The organism is Microbacterium trichothecenolyticum (genome assembly GCF_030818955.1).
Lineage (GTDB): Bacteria > Actinomycetota > Actinomycetes > Actinomycetales > Microbacteriaceae > Microbacterium > Microbacterium trichothecenolyticum_B.
The window spans coordinates 3,319,378-3,341,001 of sequence record NZ_JAUTBF010000001.1 but is presented as its reverse complement, the minus strand read 5'-3'; the positions used below and the strand labels follow the sequence as shown (position 1 = coordinate 3,341,001).

The 21,624-nt window shown below is 70.1% G+C and carries 22 protein-coding genes, 1 tRNA gene and 2 pseudogenes; 12 read left to right on the top strand and 13 right to left on the bottom strand.

The window, feature by feature from the left end; translation table 11 throughout:
* Positions 1-31: 31 nt before the first annotated feature.
* The gene (locus QE412_RS15790; protein WP_307486041.1) at positions 32-460 is read right to left on the bottom strand and encodes a MarR family winged helix-turn-helix transcriptional regulator; all 429 of its coding nucleotides are present in this window, start codon (positions 458-460) and stop codon (positions 32-34) included.
* 142 nt (positions 461-602) lie between these two features.
* On the opposite strand from QE412_RS15790, the gene QE412_RS15785 reads away from it, so the two are divergent.
* From QE412_RS15785 to QE412_RS15770, 4 genes and pseudogenes are all read left to right on the top strand, one after another.
* Positions 603-962, top strand: a complete 360-nt coding sequence (locus QE412_RS15785) for a DUF7882 family protein (protein WP_307486039.1) — start codon at positions 603-605, stop codon at positions 960-962.
* Between the two features lie 76 nt (positions 963-1,038).
* Positions 1,039-1,386, top strand: a complete 348-nt coding sequence (locus tag QE412_RS15780; protein ID WP_307486036.1) for a hypothetical protein — start codon at positions 1,039-1,041, stop codon at positions 1,384-1,386.
* Positions 1,387-1,456: 70 nt separating this feature from the next.
* Positions 1,457-2,674, top strand: coding sequence for an ROK family transcriptional regulator (locus QE412_RS15775; RefSeq protein WP_307486033.1), 1,218 nt, complete (start codon positions 1,457-1,459; stop codon positions 2,672-2,674).
* Between the two features lie 14 nt (positions 2,675-2,688).
* Positions 2,689-3,225, top strand: a pseudogene (locus QE412_RS15770) (glucosamine-6-phosphate deaminase); the annotation flags it as partial.
* Here the strand turns inward: QE412_RS15770 and QE412_RS15765 are convergent.
* Positions 3,183-3,866 carry a hypothetical protein gene (locus QE412_RS15765; RefSeq protein ID WP_307486029.1) on the bottom strand — a complete coding sequence of 228 codons (684 nt, stop codon included), beginning with the start codon at positions 3,864-3,866 and terminating at the stop codon, positions 3,183-3,185. The pseudogene QE412_RS15770 and the gene QE412_RS15765 sit on opposite strands and share 43 nt — an antisense overlap.
* 16 nt (positions 3,867-3,882) lie before the next feature.
* On the opposite strand from QE412_RS15765, the gene QE412_RS15760 reads away from it, so the two are divergent.
* Positions 3,883-4,359 (top strand): amidohydrolase family protein, encoded by a 477-nt coding sequence (locus tag QE412_RS15760; protein ID WP_307486026.1) that lies wholly within the window; start codon positions 3,883-3,885, stop codon positions 4,357-4,359.
* 244 nt (positions 4,360-4,603) lie between these two features.
* On the opposite strand, the gene QE412_RS15755 is transcribed toward QE412_RS15760, so the two are convergent.
* The 3 genes from QE412_RS15755 to QE412_RS15745 all read right to left on the bottom strand — a co-directional run bounded on the left by QE412_RS15755 (position 4,604) and on the right by QE412_RS15745 (position 6,144).
* A tRNA-Tyr gene (locus QE412_RS15755) sits at positions 4,604-4,685 on the bottom strand.
* Between the two features lie 74 nt (positions 4,686-4,759).
* Positions 4,760-5,647 carry a PfkB family carbohydrate kinase gene (locus QE412_RS15750; RefSeq protein ID WP_307486023.1) on the bottom strand — a complete coding sequence of 296 codons (888 nt, stop codon included), beginning with the start codon at positions 5,645-5,647 and terminating at the stop codon, positions 4,760-4,762.
* The gene (locus QE412_RS15745) at positions 5,644-6,144 is read right to left on the bottom strand and encodes an FBP domain-containing protein (RefSeq protein WP_307486020.1); all 501 of its coding nucleotides are present in this window, start codon (positions 6,142-6,144) and stop codon (positions 5,644-5,646) included. The genes QE412_RS15750 and QE412_RS15745 overlap by 4 nt, the downstream gene beginning before the upstream one ends.
* 87 nt (positions 6,145-6,231) lie before the next feature.
* On the opposite strand from QE412_RS15745, the gene QE412_RS15740 reads away from it, so the two are divergent.
* Genes QE412_RS15740 through QE412_RS15730 form a run of 3 tightly spaced genes read left to right on the top strand, consistent with a single transcriptional unit; the run spans position 6,232 to position 7,512 of the window.
* Entirely contained in the window at positions 6,232-6,720 is a 489-nt protein-coding gene (locus QE412_RS15740) for a YajQ family cyclic di-GMP-binding protein (protein WP_058233291.1), read from the top strand.
* 19 nt (positions 6,721-6,739) lie between these two features.
* Positions 6,740-7,381 carry a dihydrofolate reductase family protein gene (locus QE412_RS15735; RefSeq protein ID WP_307486016.1) on the top strand — a complete coding sequence of 214 codons (642 nt, stop codon included), beginning with the start codon at positions 6,740-6,742 and terminating at the stop codon, positions 7,379-7,381.
* Complete coding sequence (locus tag QE412_RS15730) at positions 7,378-7,512, top strand: hypothetical protein (RefSeq protein WP_307486013.1); 135 nt, start codon at positions 7,378-7,380, stop codon at positions 7,510-7,512. The genes QE412_RS15735 and QE412_RS15730 overlap by 4 nt, the downstream gene beginning before the upstream one ends.
* Positions 7,513-7,520: 8 nt before the next feature.
* Here QE412_RS15730 and QE412_RS15725 read toward each other — a convergent pair whose 3' ends face one another.
* The 4 genes from QE412_RS15725 to QE412_RS15710 all read right to left on the bottom strand — a co-directional run bounded on the left by QE412_RS15725 (position 7,521) and on the right by QE412_RS15710 (position 11,476).
* Entirely contained in the window at positions 7,521-7,805 is a 285-nt protein-coding gene (locus QE412_RS15725) for a DUF7882 family protein (RefSeq protein WP_307486010.1), read from the bottom strand.
* Positions 7,806-7,936: 131 nt separating this feature from the next.
* Entirely contained in the window at positions 7,937-8,695 is a 759-nt protein-coding gene (locus QE412_RS15720; protein WP_307486005.1) for an SGNH/GDSL hydrolase family protein, read from the bottom strand.
* 4 nt (positions 8,696-8,699) lie between these two features.
* Complete coding sequence (locus QE412_RS15715; protein ID WP_307486002.1) at positions 8,700-10,403, bottom strand: AMP-binding protein; 1,704 nt, start codon at positions 10,401-10,403, stop codon at positions 8,700-8,702.
* Positions 10,404-10,456: 53 nt separating this feature from the next.
* On the bottom strand, positions 10,457-11,476 hold the full coding sequence (locus QE412_RS15710; protein ID WP_307485999.1) for a LacI family DNA-binding transcriptional regulator: 1,020 nt from the start codon (positions 11,474-11,476) through the stop codon (positions 10,457-10,459).
* Positions 11,477-11,641: 165 nt separating this feature from the next.
* On the opposite strand from QE412_RS15710, the pseudogene QE412_RS15705 reads away from it, so the two are divergent.
* Positions 11,642-12,578, top strand: a pseudogene (locus QE412_RS15705) (dihydrodipicolinate synthase family protein).
* A gap of 73 nt (positions 12,579-12,651) precedes the next feature.
* The gene (locus tag QE412_RS15700) at positions 12,652-13,968 is read left to right on the top strand and encodes an Nramp family divalent metal transporter (RefSeq protein ID WP_307485996.1); all 1,317 of its coding nucleotides are present in this window, start codon (positions 12,652-12,654) and stop codon (positions 13,966-13,968) included.
* 11 nt (positions 13,969-13,979) lie between these two features.
* Here the strand turns inward: QE412_RS15700 and QE412_RS15695 are convergent, their stop codons facing one another.
* Positions 13,980-14,684 (bottom strand): FadR/GntR family transcriptional regulator, encoded by a 705-nt coding sequence (locus tag QE412_RS15695; protein ID WP_307485993.1) that lies wholly within the window; start codon positions 14,682-14,684, stop codon positions 13,980-13,982.
* A 154-nt stretch (positions 14,685-14,838) separates the two neighbouring features.
* On the opposite strand from QE412_RS15695, the gene QE412_RS15690 reads away from it, so the two are divergent.
* Entirely contained in the window at positions 14,839-16,182 is a 1,344-nt protein-coding gene (locus QE412_RS15690) for a dicarboxylate/amino acid:cation symporter (protein ID WP_307485990.1), read from the top strand.
* 136 nt (positions 16,183-16,318) lie between these two features.
* Positions 16,319-17,782: a protein adenylyltransferase SelO gene (locus QE412_RS15685; protein WP_307485987.1), complete on the top strand. Its 1,464-nt coding sequence runs from the start codon at positions 16,319-16,321 to the stop codon at positions 17,780-17,782.
* A gap of 1 nt (position 17,783) precedes the next feature.
* Here the strand turns inward: QE412_RS15685 and QE412_RS15680 are convergent, their stop codons facing one another.
* The 3 genes from QE412_RS15680 to QE412_RS15670 form a co-directional block, all read right to left on the bottom strand.
* The gene (locus tag QE412_RS15680; protein WP_307485984.1) at positions 17,784-18,746 is read right to left on the bottom strand and encodes an alpha/beta hydrolase; all 963 of its coding nucleotides are present in this window, start codon (positions 18,744-18,746) and stop codon (positions 17,784-17,786) included.
* A 384-nt stretch (positions 18,747-19,130) separates the two neighbouring features.
* Complete coding sequence (locus tag QE412_RS15675; protein ID WP_307485980.1) at positions 19,131-20,504, bottom strand: FAD-dependent oxidoreductase; 1,374 nt, start codon at positions 20,502-20,504, stop codon at positions 19,131-19,133.
* 39 nt (positions 20,505-20,543) lie between these two features.
* Complete coding sequence (locus QE412_RS15670; protein ID WP_373426554.1) at positions 20,544-21,605, bottom strand: polyprenyl synthetase family protein; 1,062 nt, start codon at positions 21,603-21,605, stop codon at positions 20,544-20,546.
* Between the last annotated feature and the right edge of the window lie 19 nt (positions 21,606-21,624).

Here is a 21,624-nt window from a genome sequence, read left to right as displayed (position 1 = left end):
GGCGAACCACCACCCACCCGGAGGGCGCGCCTCAGGTGAGGGCGCGCACGCGCTCGGTGAGACGCCGCAGCAGCTCCGTGGCCGCCTCGATGCTCTCGCGGGGCTCGGCGTGCACCGCGGCGTCGACCTCGGTGGAGAAGCGCCCCAGAGCCACCCACGGCTCACGATCCAGGTCGACTTCGAGGTGGATGTGATTCACGCGGCGATCCTCGGCATCGAGCTCGCGACGGACGAGACCGCGCACGATGAGGCGGTCGACCATCGTCGTCACGCCCGCTGCGGTCACCCCGAGACGCGTGCGGAGCACGGAGGGACGAATGCCGGGCTCATCGGCGATGCACCGTAGCGCCCTCGCCTCGAGCTCGCTGACGGCCAGATCGGCCCGCGCCTTCGCGATGGCCGCATCGCGCACCCCGACGTACTCGTCGAGAGCAGCGGTCAGAACGGAGGGGTTCGTCATCGTCGCACCTCCTCCGCGCGATCCGGCCGATCACCCCTTCACTCTAGTGAAGTCGACGAATAACTTGCGATGTTAATTAATTTTGCGAACTACGTGATACCTTAGTTATCAGCCCCGCCGACCCCGACGCGAGGAGATCGCAATGGCCACCCTGTACTACGGATCCGACACTTCCCCCATCTGCCTGCACGACCGCCTGATGGGCTACATCAAAGTCATCGCGTCGACGAAGCTGCGTCGCGGCGAATCGTTCACCCTCACATGGACGGGCACGGAAGACGAGGGGGGCCGCTCCACGATCTGGCTGCAGCCCGCCATCCCTCTGCGCTTCGTGTTCGAGTCGCCCGAGCCCGAACAGCTCGTCGGCGAGTATCTGCGCGCGCTCGCCGACCAGTCCAACGCGGCCTCGGGTCTCGTCATCGACGCCGGCGAATGGGAAGCCGCCGAGCAGGCGGCCCGGAATGCCGGTCGCCCCGCCGGACGACCCGTGCGAGCCGCTTGACGTCGACCCTCGCTCCCCCGGGCGTCGGCCATAATGGTTTCCGCTTCACATTCACGCGAATGAATCGGGGACCGAGATGCCGGTACGTCACCTCTTGAACAAGGGCATGCTCGACGAGTGGCTCACCGAGTTCCGCAGCCTCGGCTACCTGACGGGAAGCGACATCCGTCTGCTCGACCAAGAGGACGACAACGATCCGGACGCGGGCCTCATCGTCGTCGACCTGAGCGAAGCGAAGACCGTCACCTACCTCCAGCCGATCACCGGCGGCGACGGCGCGTGGAAGGCGACGATGGAGGCCCGTGACGCCACCATCGAACTCAGCGCGGTGGCACTGGTGAACCTCGGCAACGAAGTCAACGTCCTCGGCGCCCTCGTGGCGTTCCTCGAGGTGAAGTCCAAAGAACTGTTGGCAGCCCGCTGACACGAAACGAATAGTTCGATCTTTGGTCGACTTTGTTCGATTTCGCAACCTAGTTCCGTAGAGTGGGCGCATGTCGCCCCACGCTGCCGCTCTTCGTGACGCGGAGTACGCCCCCGGCTCGGTGGGCGACATCTTCCGGCTCATCCGGTCGGACCGCGCCACCTCACGCTCCGCCCTCGCCCGCCTCACCGGGCTCTCGCCGTCGACGGTCGGCATCCGCGTCGACACGCTGCAGCGCCTCGGCCTCGTCACCGAGGAGGGCGAGCAGGAGTCACGGGGCGGACGTCGGGCGAAGCGCCTGCGCGTGGCCCGGGATGCCGGATGGGTGGCAGCCGTAGACGTCGGCGCGCAGCACCTCAAGGTCGCTCTCGCCGATCTCGACGGGGCGATCGTCGTCGAGACCGCGCACCCGCCGGCCGATGACCACGAGCCCGGCGCCGTCGTCGCGCTCACGTGGGAGCGGATCACCGAGGCATCCGCCGTCGCGGGCGTCGAGATGCCGGCTCTACGCGGCATCGCGATCAGCCTCCCCGCGCCCATCGAGTACCGCAGCGGCCGGATCGTCTCCCCGGCCTTCATGCCCTCGTGGCAGAACGTCAGCCTGCCGGCCCTGTTCGCCGACTACACCGACGCCCCCGTCCTCGTCGAGAACGACGCCAACCTCGTCGCCCTCGCCGAGGCGACTCCCACGGCCGGCGATCACCTGCTCGCCGTCGTCCTCGGCACTCGCATCGGCAGCGGGATCGTCGCCGAGGGGCGCCTGCAGCGCGGCTTCAATGGCGCCGCCGGCGAGATCAGCCACACCTCGGTCGGCGGCCACGCCACGATCTCGTGCATCTGCGGACTCGACGACTGCCTCGAATCCGTCGCCAGCGGCGATGCGATCGCCGCCACACTGACCGCGGCGGGCTACGACGTCGAGACCACCACCGACGTCGTCCGCCTCGGACGCACCGCCGACCCGGTCGTGATCGCGACCCTGCGCGAGGCGGGCGCGCGGATCGGCACCGTCCTGGCATCCGTCGTCAACCTGCTCAACCCGCAACGCGTCGTGCTCGGCGGCACGATGTCGGCCTGCGCTCCCCTCGTCGCCGCCATCCGCGCCGAGGTGTTCGCCCGCTGCCTGCCGATCGCGGCGCACGACCTCGACATCAGCGCGGCGAACGACCCCGCGACGGCGGGCCTGCGGGGCGCCGTGAAGCTCGCGCTGGAAGAGTCGCTCGCCCCCGCACGCATCGACGAGCTGGCCGTCCGACGGTCCGCCCGGGCGGCCACGGTCGCATCCTGACCCGAACGGAGAACGCCGTGATCGACCGCGAGGTCACCGCGCGCCTGGGCCTCGACCCGGCCCGCGTGCACGTGCCCGACGGGATGGCCGACGACATCGAGGGCGCAGCCGCCGCCTACGAGCGGGCGATCGTCGACGCGGGCGGCGTCGACCTGCAGATCCTCGGCATCGGCTCGACCGGTCACATCGGCTTCAACGAACCGACGTCGTCGTTCGCCTCGCGCACCCGGATCAAGACGCTCACCCCCGAGACCCGCCGCGACAACGCCCGGTTCTTCCCGAGCCTCGACGACGTGCCGCTGCACTGCGTCACCCAGGGGCTCGGCACGATCATGGACGCCCGTTCCGTGCTGCTCGTCGCCTTCGGCGAGGGCAAGGCGGATGCCGTGGCCGCGGCGGTCGAAGGACCCCTGTCGAGCATGTGCCCGGGCAGCATCCTGCAGATGCACCCCGACGCGACGGTCGTGGTCGACGAGGCCGCCGCCGCTCGCCTCACGCTGCGCGACTACTACGACTTCGTCTTCGAGAACCGGCCGGAATGGCAGCGATGACCGGGCGGCGCCGGCTGTTCCATTCGGTCACGGCGGTAGACGCCGAGGGTGAGCGGCCCGATGCCTGGGTGCTCGTCGATGGCGAGCGCATCTCCGAGGCGGGGACCGGGGCTGCGCCCGCCGTCGAGGCAGAGCGCATCGACGGTCAGGGCGCCACGCTGACCCCCGGCTTCATCGACCTGCACCGGCACGGCGGCGGCGGGCACCGCCACGAAGACGGCATAGACGGCATCCGCGCGGCCGCCGACCTGCACGCGGCGCACGGCACGACTCACGGCGTCGCGAGTCTCGTCGCCGCCCCCGTCGACGTGCTCGAAAAGCAACTCACCGCCATCGCCGCGCTCACCCGGACCGACCGCCGAGTACTCGGCAGTCACCTCGAGGGGCCGTTCCTCGCCGTCGACCGGTGCGGCGCACACGACCCGCGCCATCTCATCGACCCGACGCCCGACGTCGTCGACCGCCTGCTCGCGGCCGCCGACGGCACGCTGCGCCAGGTCACGCTCGACCCGCAGCGCCCCGGTGCCCTTCGCGCGATCGAGACCTTCCGCTCGGCCGGGGTGACCGTGGCGGTCGGTCACACCGACGCGTCGTACGAGCACGCGGCCGCCGCCTTCGCCGCGGGGGGCGACTCTGCTCACCCACGCCTTCAACGCCATGCCGGGGCTGCACCACCGCGCCCCCGGCCCGGTGCTCGCCGCCATCGACGCAGAAAACGTGGTGCTCGAACTCATTCTCGACGGCTTGCACGTCGACCCGCGTCTCGCCGCGGCCCTGTTCACGCTCGCTCCCGGCCGCGTCGCGCTGATCACGGATGCCATGGCTGCCGCCGGAGCCGACGACGGGTTCTACCGGCTCGGCGGATTGGCGGTGCACGTCGAGGGCGGTCGGGCCCTCGTCGAGGGGTCGGAGACGCTCGCGGGCTCCACGCTCACACAGGACGTCGCTCTCGCGAACGCGCGCGCTCTCGGCATCCCTCTTCCCGTGGCCGTCGAGGCGCTGACACTCACTCCCGCGCGGGCACTGGGCCTGGAGGACCGGCTCGGCCTGGTGCGAGCGGGGTACGCGGCGGATGTGTGCCTGTGGGATGCCGACGGGTGCATGCGCCAGGACTCCCCGGCCGCTCGGGCGTGAAACGACAGAGCATCGGGCACCCTCCCCGCTGTCGTTCGGTCAGCGGTGCGAGCGACGGCGCCCGTCGACCGCGAACGCGGTGAAGAGCTCGCGCAACCGAGCTTCGTGCTCCGCCGTGAGCGGAAAGGCGCGCGTGCCGGCGTGAGCGGTCGATGCTGTTCCCCCACCGAGACAGAGCGCGGCGCCGGGGCGGCTGTGCCGCGAGACGCAGAACGGCCGCCGGATTCGGCGGCCGTTCTCAGGGTGGCGAGTGAGGGATTCGAACCCCCGAATGCAATGCAGTCTGATTTACAGTCAGATCCCTTTGGCCGCTTGGGTAACTCGCCAGATGCGCACCCGCCCGGCTTTCGCAGTCGACCGGAGGCGCGATAGACCACTCTACTATCCCCGGAGGGGTGCCTCAAACCACCTCGGGGGTCCGCAGCAGGGCGCCCTCGTGCCTGCACGTCGCGGCGGCGACGTCCATCGCGCGCGCGAGCACGGCATCCCATTCCCCTGCGTCGACGGGAAGGCGATCCCGCACGAGAGCGACGGTCGTCGCCAGCACGGCGTCGCCGCCGCCCATGGTGTCGACGATGCGGCCGGGCAGGTCGGAGATCCCGCGCGAGACAGACGTGCCGGCCGCGTCGATGGCGGCGCCGCCGGCACCGTAGGTCGCCAGCACCGCGCCGACACCGAGTCCTGTGAGCTTCGCCCGCAGATCCTCGAGGGGGCCGCCGTAGAGCAGCTGCGCGTCGTCTTCGCCGACCTTCACCAGCAGGGCCCCGGATGCCGCTCGCTCGAAGCCCCGGACGAAGGCGGCGCGGTCGTGCAGCATGCCGCTGCGGGGGTTCGGGTCGATGGCGAGGGGCGTCGACGGCGAGGCCGTGGCATCCACGAGGAGGCGCGTCTGCTCGGCATCGTCGAAGGGGAAGCAGCTGACCACGACCATCGGAGCCGCCGCGATCGCCGCGCGCTCGGCCTCGCCGTACCGCACGCGCCGGTTCTGCGCCGCATCGTTGAAGACGTACTCGGGCTCCCCGCCCGGCGAACGCGTGCTCACCGCGCGCGACGAGCCGTGCTCCGCCGGGCTCGCGAGCAGCTCGACGCCGTGCTCGGTCAGGAACGCACGGATCTGTTCCCCCGCTTCGTCGTCGCCGACCATCGCGATGAGGGATGCCGGCACGCCCAGGCGCGACAGCCCCACGGCCACGTTGAGCCCGGCGCCGCCGACGAACTCGCGGGTTCCCGCCTCGTCGCGGATCTCGTCGATGAGGGCGTCGCCGATCACGACCACCCGGGCGGTCACCGCGACACCTCGGCGGTCTCGAGCACGCGCTCGACGAACTCTTCGGTGCGGCGCTTTGTGCCGTCGATCTTGCGGTCGACGCTGGCGCGGATCTCGCTCGGTGCGAGGGGCGCCGCCAGGCGCACCGTCTCGTGGCACGAGAGGTCGGCGCACATGTAGGTGCCCACGGTGTCGCCGTGCTCGCCCGCTGCCCCCGCCTTGCGCGCGGTGAACAGGGTCACCTGGTCGCCGGGCTGCATCGTGTGGCACAGATTGCACATCGACGATCGCGCACGGGACTGCCCGTCGGCGGCGCGCAGCACCACGCCCGTCGGCTCGCCGTCGCGCTCGGTGACGATGTAGCCGCGGCCGCGCACGCCCGGATCCCGCCACGCGAGGAAGTCGAGGTGATCCCAGTCGGTCAGCACGAAGTCGTGGGGAAGAGAGAGGACGCGCACCTCGTCCGGGGCGGCATTGACGAACGCGTCGCGCACGTCGTTCTCGGTGAGTGCTCGCATGGCATCCGAGTCTACGAGCGCCATACGCTCACGGGGCGGTCGGCGCCGAAGGGGTGTCGGCGCGGTGGCCGCGAATAGAATCGGAGTATGGCTGATTCTTCCTTCGACATCGTTTCCAAGATCGACCGACAGGAAGCCGACAACGCGCTCAATCAGGCTCACAAAGAGGTCGAGCAGCGCTACGACTTCAAAGGCACCGACGCCTCCATCGCGTGGAGCGGCGAGTCGATCGTGATCAAGGCGAACTCCGAGGAGCGCGCCAACGCGGTTCTCGACGTGTTCCAGACCAAGCTCATCAAGCGCGGCATCTCGCTGAAGAGCCTCGAGAGCGGCGAGCCCGTCGCCAGCGGCAAGGAGTACCGCATCACCTCCACGCTGAAAGAGGGGATCTCGCAAGAGAACGCGAAGAAGATCGGCAAGATCATCCGCGACGAAGGCCCCAAGGGCGTCAAGTCGCAGATCCAGGGCGACGAGCTGCGGGTGCAGTCGAAGTCGCGCGACGATCTTCAGGAAGTGCAGCGCCTGCTCAAGGCTGCCGACCTCGACGTGGATCTGCAGTTCACCAACTACCGCTGACCCCTCCGGGGAGCACGCCATGGCCGTCCGCGTCGATCTGAACATCTCGCTCGACGGCGTGGCCATGCCCGCCGACCCGTCGCCCGAGAATCCGATGGGAGCCGATTGGGGGCGTCTGGTCGAGGACTACACGGCCACGAGGACGTTCCGCGAGCGCATCTTCGGCGACACCTCCGGCGCCGGCACGACCGGGGTCGACGACCGATACGGGGCCGCGTACTTCGAGGGCGTGGGCGCCGAGGTGATGGGGGCCGGGATGTTCGGTCTGCACGCCTTCGCCGACGATCCCGAATGGCGCGGATGGTGGGGCGATGCGCCGCCGTTCCGTGTCCCGGTGTTCGTGCTCACGCATCGTCGTCGCGCGCCCATCGCCTTCGACAACGGAACCCGGTTCGAGTTCGTGTCCGCGACCGTCACGGATACCGTGCATCGGGCGGCGGCCGTCGCGGGCGGCGCCGACGTGCGCATCGGGGGCGGGGTGGGCGTGGTGCGCGCGGCCCTCGAGGCCGATCTCGTCGACCGTCTCCACGTCGCCGTGCGTCCGATCGTCCTGGGGCGTGGGACGCGCCTGTGGGACGACCTGCGCGATCTCGATCGCCGCTACAGCGTCACGTCGGAGGTCGCGGAGAGCGGAGTCGTTCACGTGACCTTCACGCGATGAGCAGCCGCAGCCCCCTGCCGTGCCCTACCTGCGGTGACCCGCTGTCGTTCGAGATCCTCGATGACGAACGATTCCTCGTGGCATGGTCGTGCGTGACGTGCGGGCTGATCCGCACGACCGAGCCGCTGTGACACGGGGCTCAGCTCTCGTAGAACAAGGTGAGCCCGTCGGGCTCGCTCGCTTCCTGCATCATCTCCGCGACGAGGGCGCGGTCGACCCGGGGCGGGAATCGCCCATAGAACTGCAGGACGATGGGCACGTGGGGTGAGACCCACAGCGAGGCCCGTCCGCCCTGTGGCGAGGGCAGATGCAGCATGAAGCCCTCGCGACGGCGCAGCTTGTTCATGAGCACCACGCGCAGCGCGACGAGCAGGGTGTCGTCGATGTCGAACGTCTGGTCGGGGCGGTAGATCAAACGGCCCACACCGGCTCCGATCGTCGCGGGCGCGGGATTCGGGAAGCATCCTCCGCGGCGCGGGGCCCGGCGGCTCGACGGTACTCGCCCGGCGGCTCGAGGCGAGACGCGCTGTCACCCCTCGACAAACAGCGTGGATTTCAGTATGAGAGCGCGAGGAGGATCCGCTCGGCGATCGCCCGATGACCCGCGTCGTTCGGGTGGAAGTCGTCGCCCTCACCCGCGAAGGTCTCGCGCCCAGCCGGTCCATGGTTCGCCGGGTCGGCGAAGGCATCGGCCAGTCCCACATAGATGCCGCCGCGTTCCCCGCAGGCGCGCGCGATCACCTCGTCGTAGGCGCCGCCATCGCTCGTCCACGTTCCCACGCACACCAGCGCCGCGGTCGGCGACGACACGCGAACACGATCCAGCAACCCCGCATAGTTCTGTTCGAAATCGACGAGGGGCGTCGGGAGGCCGACGTCGTTCGTTCCGAGCTCGATCACCGCGAGGCCGAGATCATCGGGAACATCCGTGATCGCCGCGACGGTGGTGAGCGTCTGGTGGGCGTACGCCGCCGTGGTCATCTCGACCGGGCCCACGGCATCCGCCACGAGGGTCGTGAAACCGAGTGCCTTCTCGGATGCGAAGAATCCCGCCGCGAGGGAGTCGCCGGCCACGAGCATGCGGACGACCCCCGCACCGTCGCGTTGCACGAGAGCCGTTCCCGGACGCGCCGTCGGCGTGGGTGTGGCGGTCGGCGTCGGCGACGGGGTCGGCGACGGGGAGGCGGAGATCGGCGCCGTGGCCGGCGAGCTCGGAGCCCGCTCCACCCCCGCGGTCATCGCGACCAGAACGCCCACGGCGAGCGCGACGAGCACGATGCCCCCGGCGATGCCCCACGCCACCCCTCGTCGCATGGGCTCAGTATCGCCCGCGGAGGGCGTCATCGCTCCACTCGACGCAGTCCACCTCACCCCGTGCGACGGCTTCCTCGCGCTGGCGCAGTTCGACGCGGCGGATCTTTCCGGAGATCGTCTTGGGCAGTTCACGGAACTCGATGCGGCGCACGCGCTGGAAGGGCGCCAGCTTCTCGCGGGCGTAGCGCAGAATGTCGAGGGCGACCCGTTCGTCGGGCTCATGCCCGGCCGCGAGCACGACGTAGGCCTTGGGCACGGCGAGTCGCAGCTCGTCGGGCGCGGGAACGATCGCGGCCTCGACGACCGCCGGGTGCTCGATGAGCACGCTCTCGAGCTCGAACGGGCTGATCTTGTAGTCCGACGCCTTGAACACGTCGTCGGTGCGCCCGATGTAGGTGATGCTCCCGGTCTCGTCGCGGCGGGCGACGTCGCCGGTGTGGAACAGTCCGTCGGCGAACGCCTCGGCATTGCGTTCGGGGTCGCCGACGTAGCCGGTCATGAGATTGAGCGGACGCTCGGTGAGGTCGAGGCAGATCTCGCCCTCGTCGGCGCGCTGCCCCGTGACGGGGTCGACCAGCACGACGGGGCATCCCGGCAGAGGGCGTCCCATCGAGCCGGGCACGAGCGGGGACCCCGGGGTGTTGGCGACGACCGCCGTCATCTCGGTCTGCCCGTACCCGTCGCGGATGTCGAGGCCCCACGCCCGCTGCACGGCGGCGATCACCTCGGGGTTGAGCGGTTCGCCCGCTGACACGACCTCGCGAAGCGCCCCGCGCCGGCCGGTCAGGTCGGCCTGGATGAGCATGCGCCACACCGTCGGCGGCGCGCAGAAGGTCGTCACACGGTCGTTCTCGAGCTCGTTCAGCAGCCGCTCCGCCGAAAAACGGGTGTAGTTCAGCGCGAGCACCGTCGCCCCGGCGATCCACGGGGCGAAGAACAGGCTCCACGCGTGCTTGGCCCATCCCGGCGAGCTGATCGCGAGGTGAACGTCGCCGGGCTGCAGCCCGAGCCAGTACATGGTGGTGAGATGCCCGACCGGGTACGACGCGTGCGTGTGCTCGACGAGCTTCGGCTTCGACGTGGTGCCCGAGGTGAAGTACAGCAGCAGGCGATCGTCGGCGGTGGTGTGCGGATGCCGGGCCGGCTCGGCATCCGTCTCGTACGCGTCGTCGTACGCCGCCCAGCCCTCGTGTGTGCCGCCCACGACGATGCGACCGAGGTGCGCGGGCAGATCGGCGAACTTGTCGGCGTCGGCGGCTCCGACGATGACGTGGCGGATCTCGGCGCGCTCGATGCGGTCACCGAGATCGGTGCGACCGAGGGCGGTGGTGGTCGGCGCGATGACGCCGCCCAGCTTCATGATGCCGAGCATCGCTTCCCACAGCTCCACCCGGTTGTCGAGCATGAGCAGCACCGTCTCGCCGCGCCGGACGCCTCGGGATGCCAACCACGCGGCGACCTGGTCGGAGCGGCGTGCGAGTTCGTCGAAGGTGCGCTCGTGGTGGGTGCCGTCGTCGTCCACGACGATCAGCGCGGGAGCGTCGTTGCCGCGCGCCATCGGATCGAACCAGTCGATCGCCCAGTTGAACGGCCCCTCGAAGCGCGGCCACGCGAAGCCCTCGGCGCGGGCGGGGTCGGTGCGCGCGGCCAGGAGTTCGTCTCGGGCTGCGCGGTAGTGCTCGGTCGCCGACGCGGTGATGGGGGTCATGGGGCTCCTTCGGACGCTCACTACGCTAGCCGCGCCTCACGACGCAGGATTCCTCACCGACCGAGCGGGGCGGTGGAGGAGCGCGGGATCAGCGTCGGCATCGTGCGCTCGATGCGCGCGGCGGTGCCGGTGTCGAGCAGCAGGTCGAGAGCGACTTCGGCGATGCGGTCGAAGTGCGTGCGGACCGAGGTGAACGGCACGGGCAGCCGCGAGACCAGGGGGATGTCGTTGTAACCCACGATCGACAGATCGCGACCGATCTGCCGGCCCCGGGCATGCGCGACGCTCGCCACGCCCATCGCGAGGTTGTCGTTCGCCGCGAAGACCGCCGTGGGTCCCCCGTCGCCGTCGAGAAGTCGCCCGGCGGCCTCGATGCCGTGATCGATCCCGTACCCGGCGGCGAGCACACGTCCATCGGGCAGGGCGATCCCCGCCTCGCGCAGCGCGCGCTCCGCGCCCGCGCGACGGTCTCGCCCGCTCGAGGTGAACCGCGGGCCGGTCACGATGCCGATGTCGGTGTGCCCCAGGTCGAGCAGGTGCCGGACGGCGAGGTAGCCACCGGTTTCGTCGTCGCCGAGCGACGAGGGGCTGACTCCGTCGGTACGCAGGGCGAGCACGTGCGGGATGCCGCGGTCGCGCAGCGACGCGGGCAGGGCGTCGTCGAGGCGGGCGGTGGCGAGCACGAGCCCGTCGACGCGCCGGTCGAGGAGCGTCTCGGTCGCCCGCGTCTCGTCGTCGGCGTCGTCGCCGCAGGTGGCGACGACGGCGAAGTATCCCTGTCGATGCGCGGCGCGTTCGACCGCCTCGAACATCAGCGCCATGACGGCGTCGGTGAGGCGCGGCACGAGCACGCCGATCGTGGCGGTGGCCCCGCGGCGCAAGCTCGAAGCGGAGACGTTGCGGCGGTAGCCGAGCTCGTCGGCGATGGCCCGGACCCGCTGCGCCGTCGCCGAGCGCGAACGCGGCGTTCGGTCGTCGAGCACACGGCTGACGGTGGAGATGCTGACCCCGGATGCCGAGGCCACGTCTTTCAGCGTGACGACGCGACGTTCGTCCGACGCGATGTCGACCATGACTCCTCCTCGAGACCCACCCTACCCACGCGGAGGAAATCCTTCCCGGGAACGATCTCGCCTTCGCCCTTGACACACGGCGACTCCACCGCGCACACTTGCAATCGTTCCTGCAAACGTTCCCATTCAGGAGCGCTCGACGAAGAGACGATGAAGGAGACGACGATGGTCCTCGACCTCCGCGGCCTGAACCCCGCCCCCGTTACCCCGTTCACCCCCGATGGCGACGTCGACTACGACGCCATTCAGCGCCTGGGCTCGTGGCTCGGCTCGATCGACGGCGTCAAGAGCCTCGTCGTGCTCGGCCACGCCGGCGAGGGCACGTTCCTCACCGAGAAGGAGCAGCTCGATGTCATCCGGGCCTTCCGCGACTCGGTCGACGACCGGCTGCCCATCATCGCGGGCATCACGAAGGAGGGGAACCTCACCGCCGCCCTCGAAGCGAAGGATGCCGCAGCGGCCGGCGCGAAGGGCGCCCTGGTCTACCCCTCGCACGGGTGGCTGCGATTCGGCTTCCAGCCCGGCGCTCCGCAGACCCGCTACCGCGCCATCTGGGAGGAGTCGGGCCTCGAGGAGATCCTCTTTCCAGTACCCCGACAACACCAAGGCCTCGTACGACCTCGACACCCAGCTCGAGATCGCCGGGCAAGAGGGTGTCAACCACACCAAGAACGGCGTACGCAACATGCGCCGCTGGTACACCGAGATCCCGGCGCTGCGCTCCGCCTACCCCGAGCTGCAGGTGCTGTCGTGCCACGACGAGTACCTGCTCCCGACGATGTTCGACGTCGACGGCCTGCTCGTCGGCTACGGCAACATCGCCCCCGAGCTCCTGGTCGACCTCATCGAAGCCGGTAAGGCCCGCGACTACGCCGCCGCGCACGCCATCCACGAGCGCCTGCTGCCGGTCACCAAGGCGGTGTACCACCGCGGGTCGCACATGGAGGGCACGGTCGCCCTGAAGTGGGGCCTGGTGAACCGTGGCATCCTGGACCACGCCACCGTGCGCGAGCCCCTGCTGCCCCTTCCGGCCGGAGCCGACGCCGAGATCGCCGCGGCCTTCGCCTCGGCCGACCTCGACAGCGTGGTCGTCCCGGCCTGACCCCGCGGGGCGGCCGTCACCACGGCCGCCCCTCATGAACCCCGCAACGTCAACGACGACGGAAGGAACGACCATGAGCGACCGCACCACCGCACGACCGCCCGCGACCCCCGGCACCGGCCACGGGCGCATCTCGACCGAGACGGTGCGCAGCATCGTCGATTCCCACCGCACGCGGCGCACGTTCTGGCGCCGCCTCGCCCTGATCGGTCCCGCCTTCGTCGCGGGCGCCTGGCAGTTCGGGCCGGGCAACCTGACCACCGCGATGAACGCCGGGGCCCTCTACGGGTACACCCTCATCTGGGTGATCATCGTGTCGACGATTCTCATGATCTTCCTCACCGACATGAGCGTGCGCCTGGGCATCCGCACACCCGTCTCGCTGATCTCCTCGATCAAGGATTCCCTCGGCACGTGGGCCGGCGTCGTCGCCGGCATCGGCGTCTTCCTCATCACCCTGTGCTTCTCCGTCGGCAACGCCGTCGGCTCCGGCGTGGGTCTGTCGATGCTCATCCCCGGCACCTCGCCCGTGATGTGGACGGTCATCTGCACCGTGCTGGTCGGCACGATCCTGCTGCTGAAGAAGATCTACGGCGTGGTCGAGAAGATCCTCATCGTCATCGTCGCGCTCATGGCGTTCTGCTTCATCGCCTCGGCGTTCGCGTCGAACCCCGACTGGGCGGCGGCGGGCGCGGGACTCATCCCGGTCATCCCCGGCGGGGCCTGGCTGCTCATCATCGGCCTCGTCGGCACCAACTTCTCGATCAACGCCGCGTTCTTCGCCTCGTACGGCACGAAGGCGCGGGAGCGGACCGAGAGCGAGTACCGCGACATCACGATCGTCGACACGATCCCCGGCATCGTCGCCCCGGGCATCATGACGGCACTGGTGATCGTGGTCGCCGCATCCGTCCTCGGGCAGACCGGCGCAGACACCCCCGGTGCGTTCACGGGACTCGCCCGCATCTTCGAGCCGGTCGCGGGGCCGGTGGGCGCCTGGATCTTCGCCCTGGGCTTCTTCGGGGCGGCGTTCTCGTCGATGATCCCGAACTGCATCGCGGGAGGCACCATGCTCTCGGATGCCATCGGACGCGGCGCCTCCGCCGAGACCCTGGCCGCGCGACTCGGCAGTGCCTTGATCCTGGCGTTCGGTCTCGGTGTGACCATCGCCTTCGCCGGAGCTTCGCCGGTACAGCTCATCGTCATGGCGCAGGCGCTGACGGTGCTGTTCGCCCCCATCCTGGCGGCGCTGATCATCGTGATGGCGAACGATCGGAAGCTCATGGGGCCGCTCCGAAACCGCTGGTGGCAGAACCTCGCCGGTGGCATCGGCCTGATCGCGGTGGTGGCCCTGTCGATCCGGCTGATGATCAGCCTCATCGGCGGATAGCCGCACGCGAATCAGGAGCGAGCGCGGGCGATCAGGTCGGCGATCTCGTCGAGGTGCACGCGCATCGCGGCCTCGGCCGCGTCGGGATCCCCCCTGCGCAGCGCGCGCAGGAGCCGCGTGTGGCCGTCGTGCGACAGACGGCGTCCTTCCTCGTCGAGATGCGACGAGACACGGGCTTCGACGGTCCACGACACGGTGAGCTCGCTGAGAGAGGTCAGCAGGGCGTTGTGCGTCGCCGACGCGATCGCGACGTGAAAGGCGATATCGAGCCGCACGGACTGTTCCACGTCTGTCACGTGGTCGGATTCCTCGAGCAGCGCGGCGAGCGCCTCGATCTCGGTTCCGTCGATCCGCGCCGCCGCCAGCCGCGCGATCTGCGGTTCGACGACCGTGCGGAACTCCGCGGACTCCGCAACGGCGTCCTTGTGCTCGCTCTCCAGCGAGGCCAGAACCGCCTCGATGGGGATACGCGCGCTGACGCGGGTGCCACTTCCCTGACGCCTTTCGATCAACCCCGCCGACTCCAGGCGCAGCAGCGCCTCGCGCACCGCCGAGCGCGACACCGACAGTTGCGCTGCGAGCTCGCGTTCGGTCGCCAAGCGCTCGCCGGGTTTCAGCACGCCCGCGACGATGAGCGCACGCAAGCGCCCGACGATCTCGTCGCGCAACGATCCGCCGCGTCGCTCGAGCGGCACAAGCGTCTGCTGGTCGGTCATCGGTTCTCCCCCTCACATCCTTCCACTCCCCGGTGTCGTCGGCATCCGATTGGTCAGACCTTAACGCCGGAGAAACACGCCAAGGAGGCCCTCGTAACGGGCCTTGTTCACAATTGGACGGACCGGATACCCCCAACCGAGACGAGGATCCTCCATGAGCGACGCACAGACGACGAGCTCCCGCGGCACCGCGGCGACGACCTGGCGGGTGCTACGGCATCCGGCGACCCTCATCGCCCTCGCGGCCGTGCTCGGGGTGCTCTTCGGCATCCTCACCGGGGAGTGGGCCGCGAACCTGAAATTCATCGGCGACCTGTTCATCCGTCTCATCCAGATGGCGATCGTGCCACTCGTGATGGCGTCGGTGATCGTCGCCACCGGCTCGATGACCGGCTCGGGCATGGGGCGGCTGGCCGGACGCACGTTCGCGTGGATGATCGGTTTCTCGATCGTGGCCGCCGCCGTGGGCTGGGGCCTCGCGGTGCTGATACAGCCGGGCGCGGGCATCGACTACTCCGGCTCGGTCGACCCCGCACTGCAGGAGTCGGCGAAGCCCACCGGCTGGCAGGAGACCATCCTCGGCTTCGTGTCGACGAACATCTTCAACGCGATGTCGACCGCCACGATGCTCCCGATCATCGTCTTCTCGCTCCTGTTCGGCCTGGCCCTCAACGGCTACGTGCGCGCCACCGCCAACACCCTCGTCGTCACCCTGCTCGATCAGCTCCAGCAGATCGTCCTCGGAATGATCCGCCTCGTCATGCGCATCGCGCCCATCGGCGTCTTCTGCCTGCTCGCAGCTCTCGCCGGCGACGTCGGCTTCGCCGTCGTCACGACCGCGCTGTCGTACCTGGGCTCGACGCTCATCGGCGTGCTCGTCGTCACGGCGCTCTTCGTGATCGTCGTCACGGTGCGCACGCGCCTGAACCCCGCCGCGCTCCCCGGCAAGCTCGCCGAGCAGACGGTGATCGCCATCACCACGACGAGCTCGGCGGTGACGTTCCCCACGGTGCTGAAGAACGCGGTCGAGAAAGTCGGCATCAGCCAGCGGATCGCGAACTTCACACTGTCGGTCGGGCTCACGATGGGCTCGTACGGCGCGGTGCTGAACTACACCATCGCCATCCTGTTCCTCGCTCAGGCCGCCCGCGTCGAGCTCACCCCCGGCCAGATCATCCTCGGCATGGCGCTGGCGATCATGCTCAACATGGGCACGATCACGGTCCCCGGCGGCTTCGCCGTCGCCGCCACCTTCCTGGCGACCTCCCTCGGCCTTCCGCTCGAGGCGGTCGGCCTGCTGATCGCTGTCGACTGGTTCACGGGCATCTTCCGCACGTTCCTCAACGTCAACGGCGACACGATGGTCGCCCTGCTCGTCGCGAACGCCACCGACGAGATCGACCGCGACGTCTACGCCGGGCGCAAGAGCGTCACCGCCGAGGCAGCCGATGAGGACGAGCTCTCCGAGAAGTTCGCCGCAGCCGATCGCGCCGACTGACACCGGTCGAGGTGACGGACACTCCGCGATCGTGGGCTGTGCGTCACCTCGACACGTCGCTCGTCATGAAACGTCAGCGGGCGCCGCAGAGCGTCACACGGAGCCCCGACGATCGGCATCCGGTCATACTTCCCCCATGCGCTCAGCACTTCCCGAGCTCACGAACGTCTGGGCCGAGACGTTCCCCGACCTCTCCCGGCCCGTCTCACCTCGCCGGACGCCCGCGCCCCGCCTCCTGGCGCTCAACGACGACGTTGCGCACGATGTCTCCCTCGACCCCGACGTCCTGCGAACCGATGAGGGCGTCCGCTTCCTCACCGGCGAGCGGCCCGCCCCGGGGGCGACGCCCGTCGCGCAGGTCTACGCCGGGCACCAGTGGGGCGTCTACAAACCCCTGCTCGGCGACGGACGCGCGGCTCTCCTCGGTGAACGCCCCCGCCACTCCGGAGGCTTCGCCGACGTGCACACCAAGGGCATCGGTCCCACGTCGATGTCGCGCGTCGACGGGTTCGCCACGGTCGGGCCGATGCTGCGCGAGTACCTCCTCGGCGAGGCGATGCACGCCCTCGGCCTGCCGACCACCCGCGCCCTCGCGGTCGTCGCGACGGGCGCTCCCCGCCGCTTCAACGGTGAGATGTTGCCCGGCGCGATCCTGACCCGGGTCGCCGCGAGCCACATCCGATACGGCTCCATCGAGTACGCGGCATCCCTCGGCGACCCCCAACTGCTGAGACGCCTGGTCGCCCACGCCCTCGAGCGCCACTACCCGGGAGTCGCTGCCGGTCGGTATCCCGCACGCGCGTTCCTCGACAGTGTCGTGGGAGCTGCGGCCCTGCAGACGGCGGGATGGATGGGCGTCGGATTCGTGCACGGCGTCCTCAGCACCGACAACGTGCTCGTCAGCGGCGAGACCATCGACTACGGCCCGTGCGCGTTCCTCGACGCGTACGACCCGGACGCGGTGTTCAGCTCGATCGACCTCCACGGTCGATACGCCTTCCGCCGGCAGCCCGAGATCATGCGCTGGAACCTCGGTCGCCTCGCCCACGCGCTTGCCGGAGTCCTCGCCGACGACATCGACGACGGGCGCGCGATCGGCGACGAGGTCGTCTCGACCTTCGACGAGCGCTACATCGCCGCGTGGACCGGGGTCTTCCGAACCAAATTGGGCCTCGACGCATCGATCGACTCCTCGACCGTAGACCGGTTCGCCGCGGAGGCCCTGTCGCTGCTCGCCGCGTACCGCGTCGACTTCACCGGCTTCTGGCGCGATCTCGCGACCGCCGCGCGAGGTGACTCGACGGCGGTACGCGGAGCCTTCCCTCCTGCCGCGGCATCCGCCGTCGACGCCTGGCTCGAGGGCTGGTCGGCTCTCCAGCCGGATGCCGACCGCCTCGCGACCACCAATGCCGTCTACATCCCGCGCAACCACATCGTGGACGACGCGCTGAAGGCCGCCGTCGCGGGAGACCTCGACCCGGTCCACGAGCTCGTCGAGCTGCTCCGAAACCCGTACACCGAGCGGCATACGTCGCTCGCCCGCCGCCTCGCTGCCCCACCGACTACCGAAGTCCCGTTCGTGACGTTCTGCGGCACGTGAGTCATCGCAGCGCCGCGACGCCGCGACCGAGGGCCGCGTAGGCCGCGTCCCGCGCCGCGGACGCCGACAAGAAGACGTCGTGCAGCGCGCCGTCGATGCGCGTGATCGTCACGGTTGGCGCGATACGGGTGGCGGCACGCGCGATGTCGTCGACGACGAGCACCGAGTCGCTCGCCCGCATGGCGTCGTTCCACGTCAACGCGACCGTCGACCGGGCCGCGAGCAGCACCAGTGCCGGGCACCCCGCATCGAGCCCGGATGCCACCCGCGCATGCCCCGCGATGACGGCGGCGAGCCAGCCGGGGTGTGTCGGAAACCCCTGGGCGGGGCGCCATCCGTCGGGGCTGTCGGGCAGGGTACCCGCGTCACGCTGCGCACGCGTATAGAAGCCGAGGTCGACGACCGGGTGGGTGCCGAGAGGATCGAAGCGGGCACGGGCGTTCACGAGGGGCGCGAGCGCCTGGCGACCGAACGGCCCCAGCTGCAGTTCGAGCCAGGGGCTGTTCAGCACGAGAGCGTCGGCGACACCGGGGTGCCGCGCCGCCCAGAGCGTGAGCGTCAACCCGCCGGTGCTGTGCCCGAACAGCAACAGCCGACGCTTCTCGCGGGCGGTGCCCATGGCATCCAGAGCCGCGGCAATGTCGGTGTCGTACACGTCGAGCGCGGCGACGTACCCGGGAGACTGACCGGGACGCAAGCTCCGACCGTACTTGCGCAGATCCAGCGCGAAGAACCGGGCTCCGCGGTCGGTGAAGAAGCGGGCGAGGTCGGTCTGGAAGAAGTAGTCCGACCAGCCGTGCACGTACAGCACGTCGGTGTCGCGCAACTCGCCGAACAGGCGCGGGCCGGGGTGGGGGCGTGAGCGCACGAGGGTCGCCACGACCTCGCCCTCGGCATCCTCACCCAGCGGCAGGGTCAGCTGCTCGAAGCCCGCGCCGAGGATGTCCGGATGCCACTCCCCCATCGCCACAGCCTACGGCGACGATGGGCCCGCGGCGACGCGCCGCTCCCTGCCGAGCTGGCCGGCTGACTCGCGTGCCGCACTCCGGAAGAGTCTGGACGAACGGCCGCCCCTCACGCCGCCGACGAGCAGCGCGCTCACGTGTTCCGGAGCCCGGCACATGGCGCGCCGCAGCCGGGGCGTCCGCGCCCGCTGACGTGTGCGTGTGCCGCTCGCCCGGAGCCGGAGCGCCGCATCGGGCCGAGGGCGACCGGCTGGTCGTACATGCCTCTCGCGCGCCCCGACCCGCGGTGGTGATACTCGCGCGGGACGCCGGACCATCGTCGGGGCCACGAAAGAAAAGGCCGCCCACGTCTTCGCGACGGGGCGGCCTTCTGTCGGCGGGGGTTACTCGCCGCGCGAGACCCGGATCATCTCCTCGCGCGGAACGACCTTGATGCGCGCGCGCTCGTGCGGGGCGCCGAGAGCGATCTCGTGCTCGTCGAGGCGGTGCCAGCCGTCGAGGTCGGTCCAGCGCACGCCGCGCTCCGCGAGCAGGGCCGGGATCGCTTCCTCGTCGGGGTGGGCGGGGCGCCACCACTCGCCCTGGTCGTTGATGACGTGGCGGACGGTCTCCATGGCATCCGACTTGGTGTGTCCGATGAGGCCGACGGGGCCGCGCTTGATCCATCCGGTCGCGTAGACGCCGGGGATGCGCTCGTTCGAGTCGGCCGAGAGCACCTGGCCCTCGTGGTTGGGGATGACGCCGTGGCGCTCGTCGAAGGGCACGTCCTTCAGGGGCGAGCCGAAGTATCCGACGGCGCGGTAGATGGCCTGGATCGGCACCTCGCGGATCTCGCCGGTACCGATGACACCGCCCTCGGCGTCGGGCTCCGTGCGCTCGTACTTCAGCGCGGCGACCCGGCCCTCGGCATCCTTCACCACTTCGAGGGGCTTCGCCCAGAAGTGCAGGTGCAGACGGCGCGATGCCTCTCCGCCGGCATTGTTCGCGCCCGGCCGGGTGCGCCACTGCTGCAGCACGCGGTCGATGACCTTGACCTGCTTGTTCGTCTCGATGGCGGCCTTCGAGGCCTCGTCGTAGTCGAAGTCCTCGTCGTACACGACCATGTCGACGTCGCGCAGCTCGCCGAGTTCGCGCAGCTCGAGGGGGGTGAACTTCACCTGGGCGGGGCCGCGGCGGCCGAACACGTGCACGTCGGTGACCGGTGAGGCCTTGAGCCCCTGGTAGACGTTGTCGGGCACCTCGGTGGGCAGCAGGTCGTCGGCGTGCTTGGCGAGCATGCGCGTGATGTCGAGGGCGACGTTGCCGTTGCCGATGACCGCGACCGACTCGGCCTCGAGCGGCCACTCGCGCGGCACGTCGGGGTGACCGTCGAACCAGCTCACGAAGTCGGCGGCGCCGTACGAACCCTCCGCGTCGATACCCGGGATGTCGAGGTCGGCGTCGCGGATCGCGCCGGTCGAGAAGATCACGGCGTTGTAGTGCTGCTTGAGGTCGTCGAGGGTGATGTCCTCGCCGAAGCGGACGTTGCCGAAGAGGCGGATGTCGCCGCGGTCGAGCACCTCGCGCAGCGCCGTGACGACGCCCTTGATGCGCGGGTGGTCGGGGGCGACACCGTAACGGACCAGGCCGTAGGGCGCCGGGAGCTGCTCGAACAGGTCGATCGACACGTCGAACTGACGCTCGGCTTTCAGCAGGATGTCGGCGGCGTAGATGCCGGCGGGGCCGGCTCCGACGATGGCGAGGCGCAGCTTCGTCATGGGGGTCCTCTCGATCGTGATCGGGGGGGGTGGAAAAGGTCAGGCCGAGCGGTCGGCGACCGCGCGGGCGAAGCGCGTCAGCGCCTCGCGCACGGCGCCGTCCGGCAGCGGCGCGAGGGCGTCGATCGCCTCTTGCGACCACCGGTGCGCGAGGCGCAGCGTCTCGTGCGTGGTGTCGTGGTCGCGGAGCTCCGCGAGCGCGGCGTCGAGGATCGAGGGGTCGGCGCCGGCGGCGATGCGCTCCTGCCCCTCGTCGATGCGCGCGCGGAGGTCGGCCGAGGCCGCGTCGGAGCGGTGCCCCAGCAGCAGATAGGGCATGGTGGGCACGCCCGCGCGCAGGTCGGTGCCGGGCACCTTGCCGGTCTCGGACGGATCGGGCGACAGGTCGATGACGTCGTCGAGCAGCTGGAAGGCGACGCCGGCCTTCTCACCGAACACGACCATGGGCTGCTCGAACTCCTCGGGCGCGCCCGAGTAGATGACGCCGCACTGAGCCGCAGCGGCGATGAGCGAACCGGTTTTGTCGGCGAGCACACGCAGGTAGAACTCGACGGGCTCGTCGCCCTCCTGGGGGCCGACCGTCTCGTGCATCTGGCCCAGCACGAGCCGCTCGAACGTGTCGGCCTGCAGCTGGATGGCGCGCTCTCCCCGACGAGCCATCAGTTGGCTCGCGCGCGAGAAGAGCAGATCACCGGTGAGGATGGCGATGTTGTTGCCCCACACCGTCTGCGCGCTGGGGACGCCGCGGCGCTTGTCGGCGCCGTCCATGACGTCGTCGTGGTACAGCGAGCCGAGGTGAGTCAGTTCGAGGGCCGTGGCGACCTCGACGACCTCTTTCGTCGTGCCCTGTCCCAGCTGCGCGGTGAGGATCGCCAGCATCGGGCGCACGCGCTTGCCGCCGGCCTCGTAGAGGTAGCGCGCGGCCACGTCGGCGAGCCGGTCGGCGCTGCGCACCTCGACCTCGAGCTCGCTCTCGACGCGAGAGAGTCCCGCCTCGACGGTGGAGAGCAGGGTGCGCGAACGGAGGCCTGCGAAGATGCGGTCACTCAGGCCCAGCTTGCCCGACAGGCGGGTGCCGGCCGCGGGCGGTCTCGGGGTCACCATTTCAGCCTATCCTGGC

Bases quoted from the DNA above. Each gene is read 5' to 3' on its own strand.
- QE412_RS15790 (WP_307486041.1), bottom strand. From the start codon at position 460: ATGACGAACCCCTCCGTTCTGACCGCTGCTCTCGACGAGTACGTCGGG.
- QE412_RS15785 (WP_307486039.1), top strand. From the start codon at position 603: ATGGCCACCCTGTACTACGGATCCGACACTTCCCCCATCTGCCTGCAC.
- QE412_RS15780 (WP_307486036.1), top strand. From the start codon at position 1,039: ATGCCGGTACGTCACCTCTTGAACAAGGGCATGCTCGACGAGTGGCTC.
- QE412_RS15775 (WP_307486033.1), top strand. From the start codon at position 1,457: ATGTCGCCCCACGCTGCCGCTCTTCGTGACGCGGAGTACGCCCCCGGC.
- QE412_RS15760 (WP_307486026.1), top strand. From the start codon at position 3,883: ATGCCGGGGCTGCACCACCGCGCCCCCGGCCCGGTGCTCGCCGCCATC.
- QE412_RS15745 (WP_307486020.1), bottom strand. From the start codon at position 6,144: ATGCGAGCACTCACCGAGAACGACGTGCGCGACGCGTTCGTCAATGCC.
- QE412_RS15740 (WP_058233291.1), top strand. From the start codon at position 6,232: ATGGCTGATTCTTCCTTCGACATCGTTTCCAAGATCGACCGACAGGAA.
- QE412_RS15735 (WP_307486016.1), top strand. From the start codon at position 6,740: ATGGCCGTCCGCGTCGATCTGAACATCTCGCTCGACGGCGTGGCCATG.
- QE412_RS15730 (WP_307486013.1), top strand. From the start codon at position 7,378: ATGAGCAGCCGCAGCCCCCTGCCGTGCCCTACCTGCGGTGACCCGCTG.
- QE412_RS15720 (WP_307486005.1), bottom strand. From the start codon at position 8,695: ATGCGACGAGGGGTGGCGTGGGGCATCGCCGGGGGCATCGTGCTCGTC.
- QE412_RS15715 (WP_307486002.1), bottom strand. From the start codon at position 10,403: ATGACCCCCATCACCGCGTCGGCGACCGAGCACTACCGCGCAGCCCGA.
- QE412_RS15710 (WP_307485999.1), bottom strand. From the start codon at position 11,476: ATGGTCGACATCGCGTCGGACGAACGTCGCGTCGTCACGCTGAAAGAC.
- QE412_RS15700 (WP_307485996.1), top strand. From the start codon at position 12,652: ATGAGCGACCGCACCACCGCACGACCGCCCGCGACCCCCGGCACCGGC.
- QE412_RS15695 (WP_307485993.1), bottom strand. From the start codon at position 14,684: ATGACCGACCAGCAGACGCTTGTGCCGCTCGAGCGACGCGGCGGATCG.
- QE412_RS15690 (WP_307485990.1), top strand. From the start codon at position 14,839: ATGAGCGACGCACAGACGACGAGCTCCCGCGGCACCGCGGCGACGACC.
- QE412_RS15685 (WP_307485987.1), top strand. From the start codon at position 16,319: ATGCGCTCAGCACTTCCCGAGCTCACGAACGTCTGGGCCGAGACGTTC.
- QE412_RS15680 (WP_307485984.1), bottom strand. From the start codon at position 18,746: ATGGGGGAGTGGCATCCGGACATCCTCGGCGCGGGCTTCGAGCAGCTG.
- QE412_RS15675 (WP_307485980.1), bottom strand. From the start codon at position 20,504: ATGACGAAGCTGCGCCTCGCCATCGTCGGAGCCGGCCCCGCCGGCATC.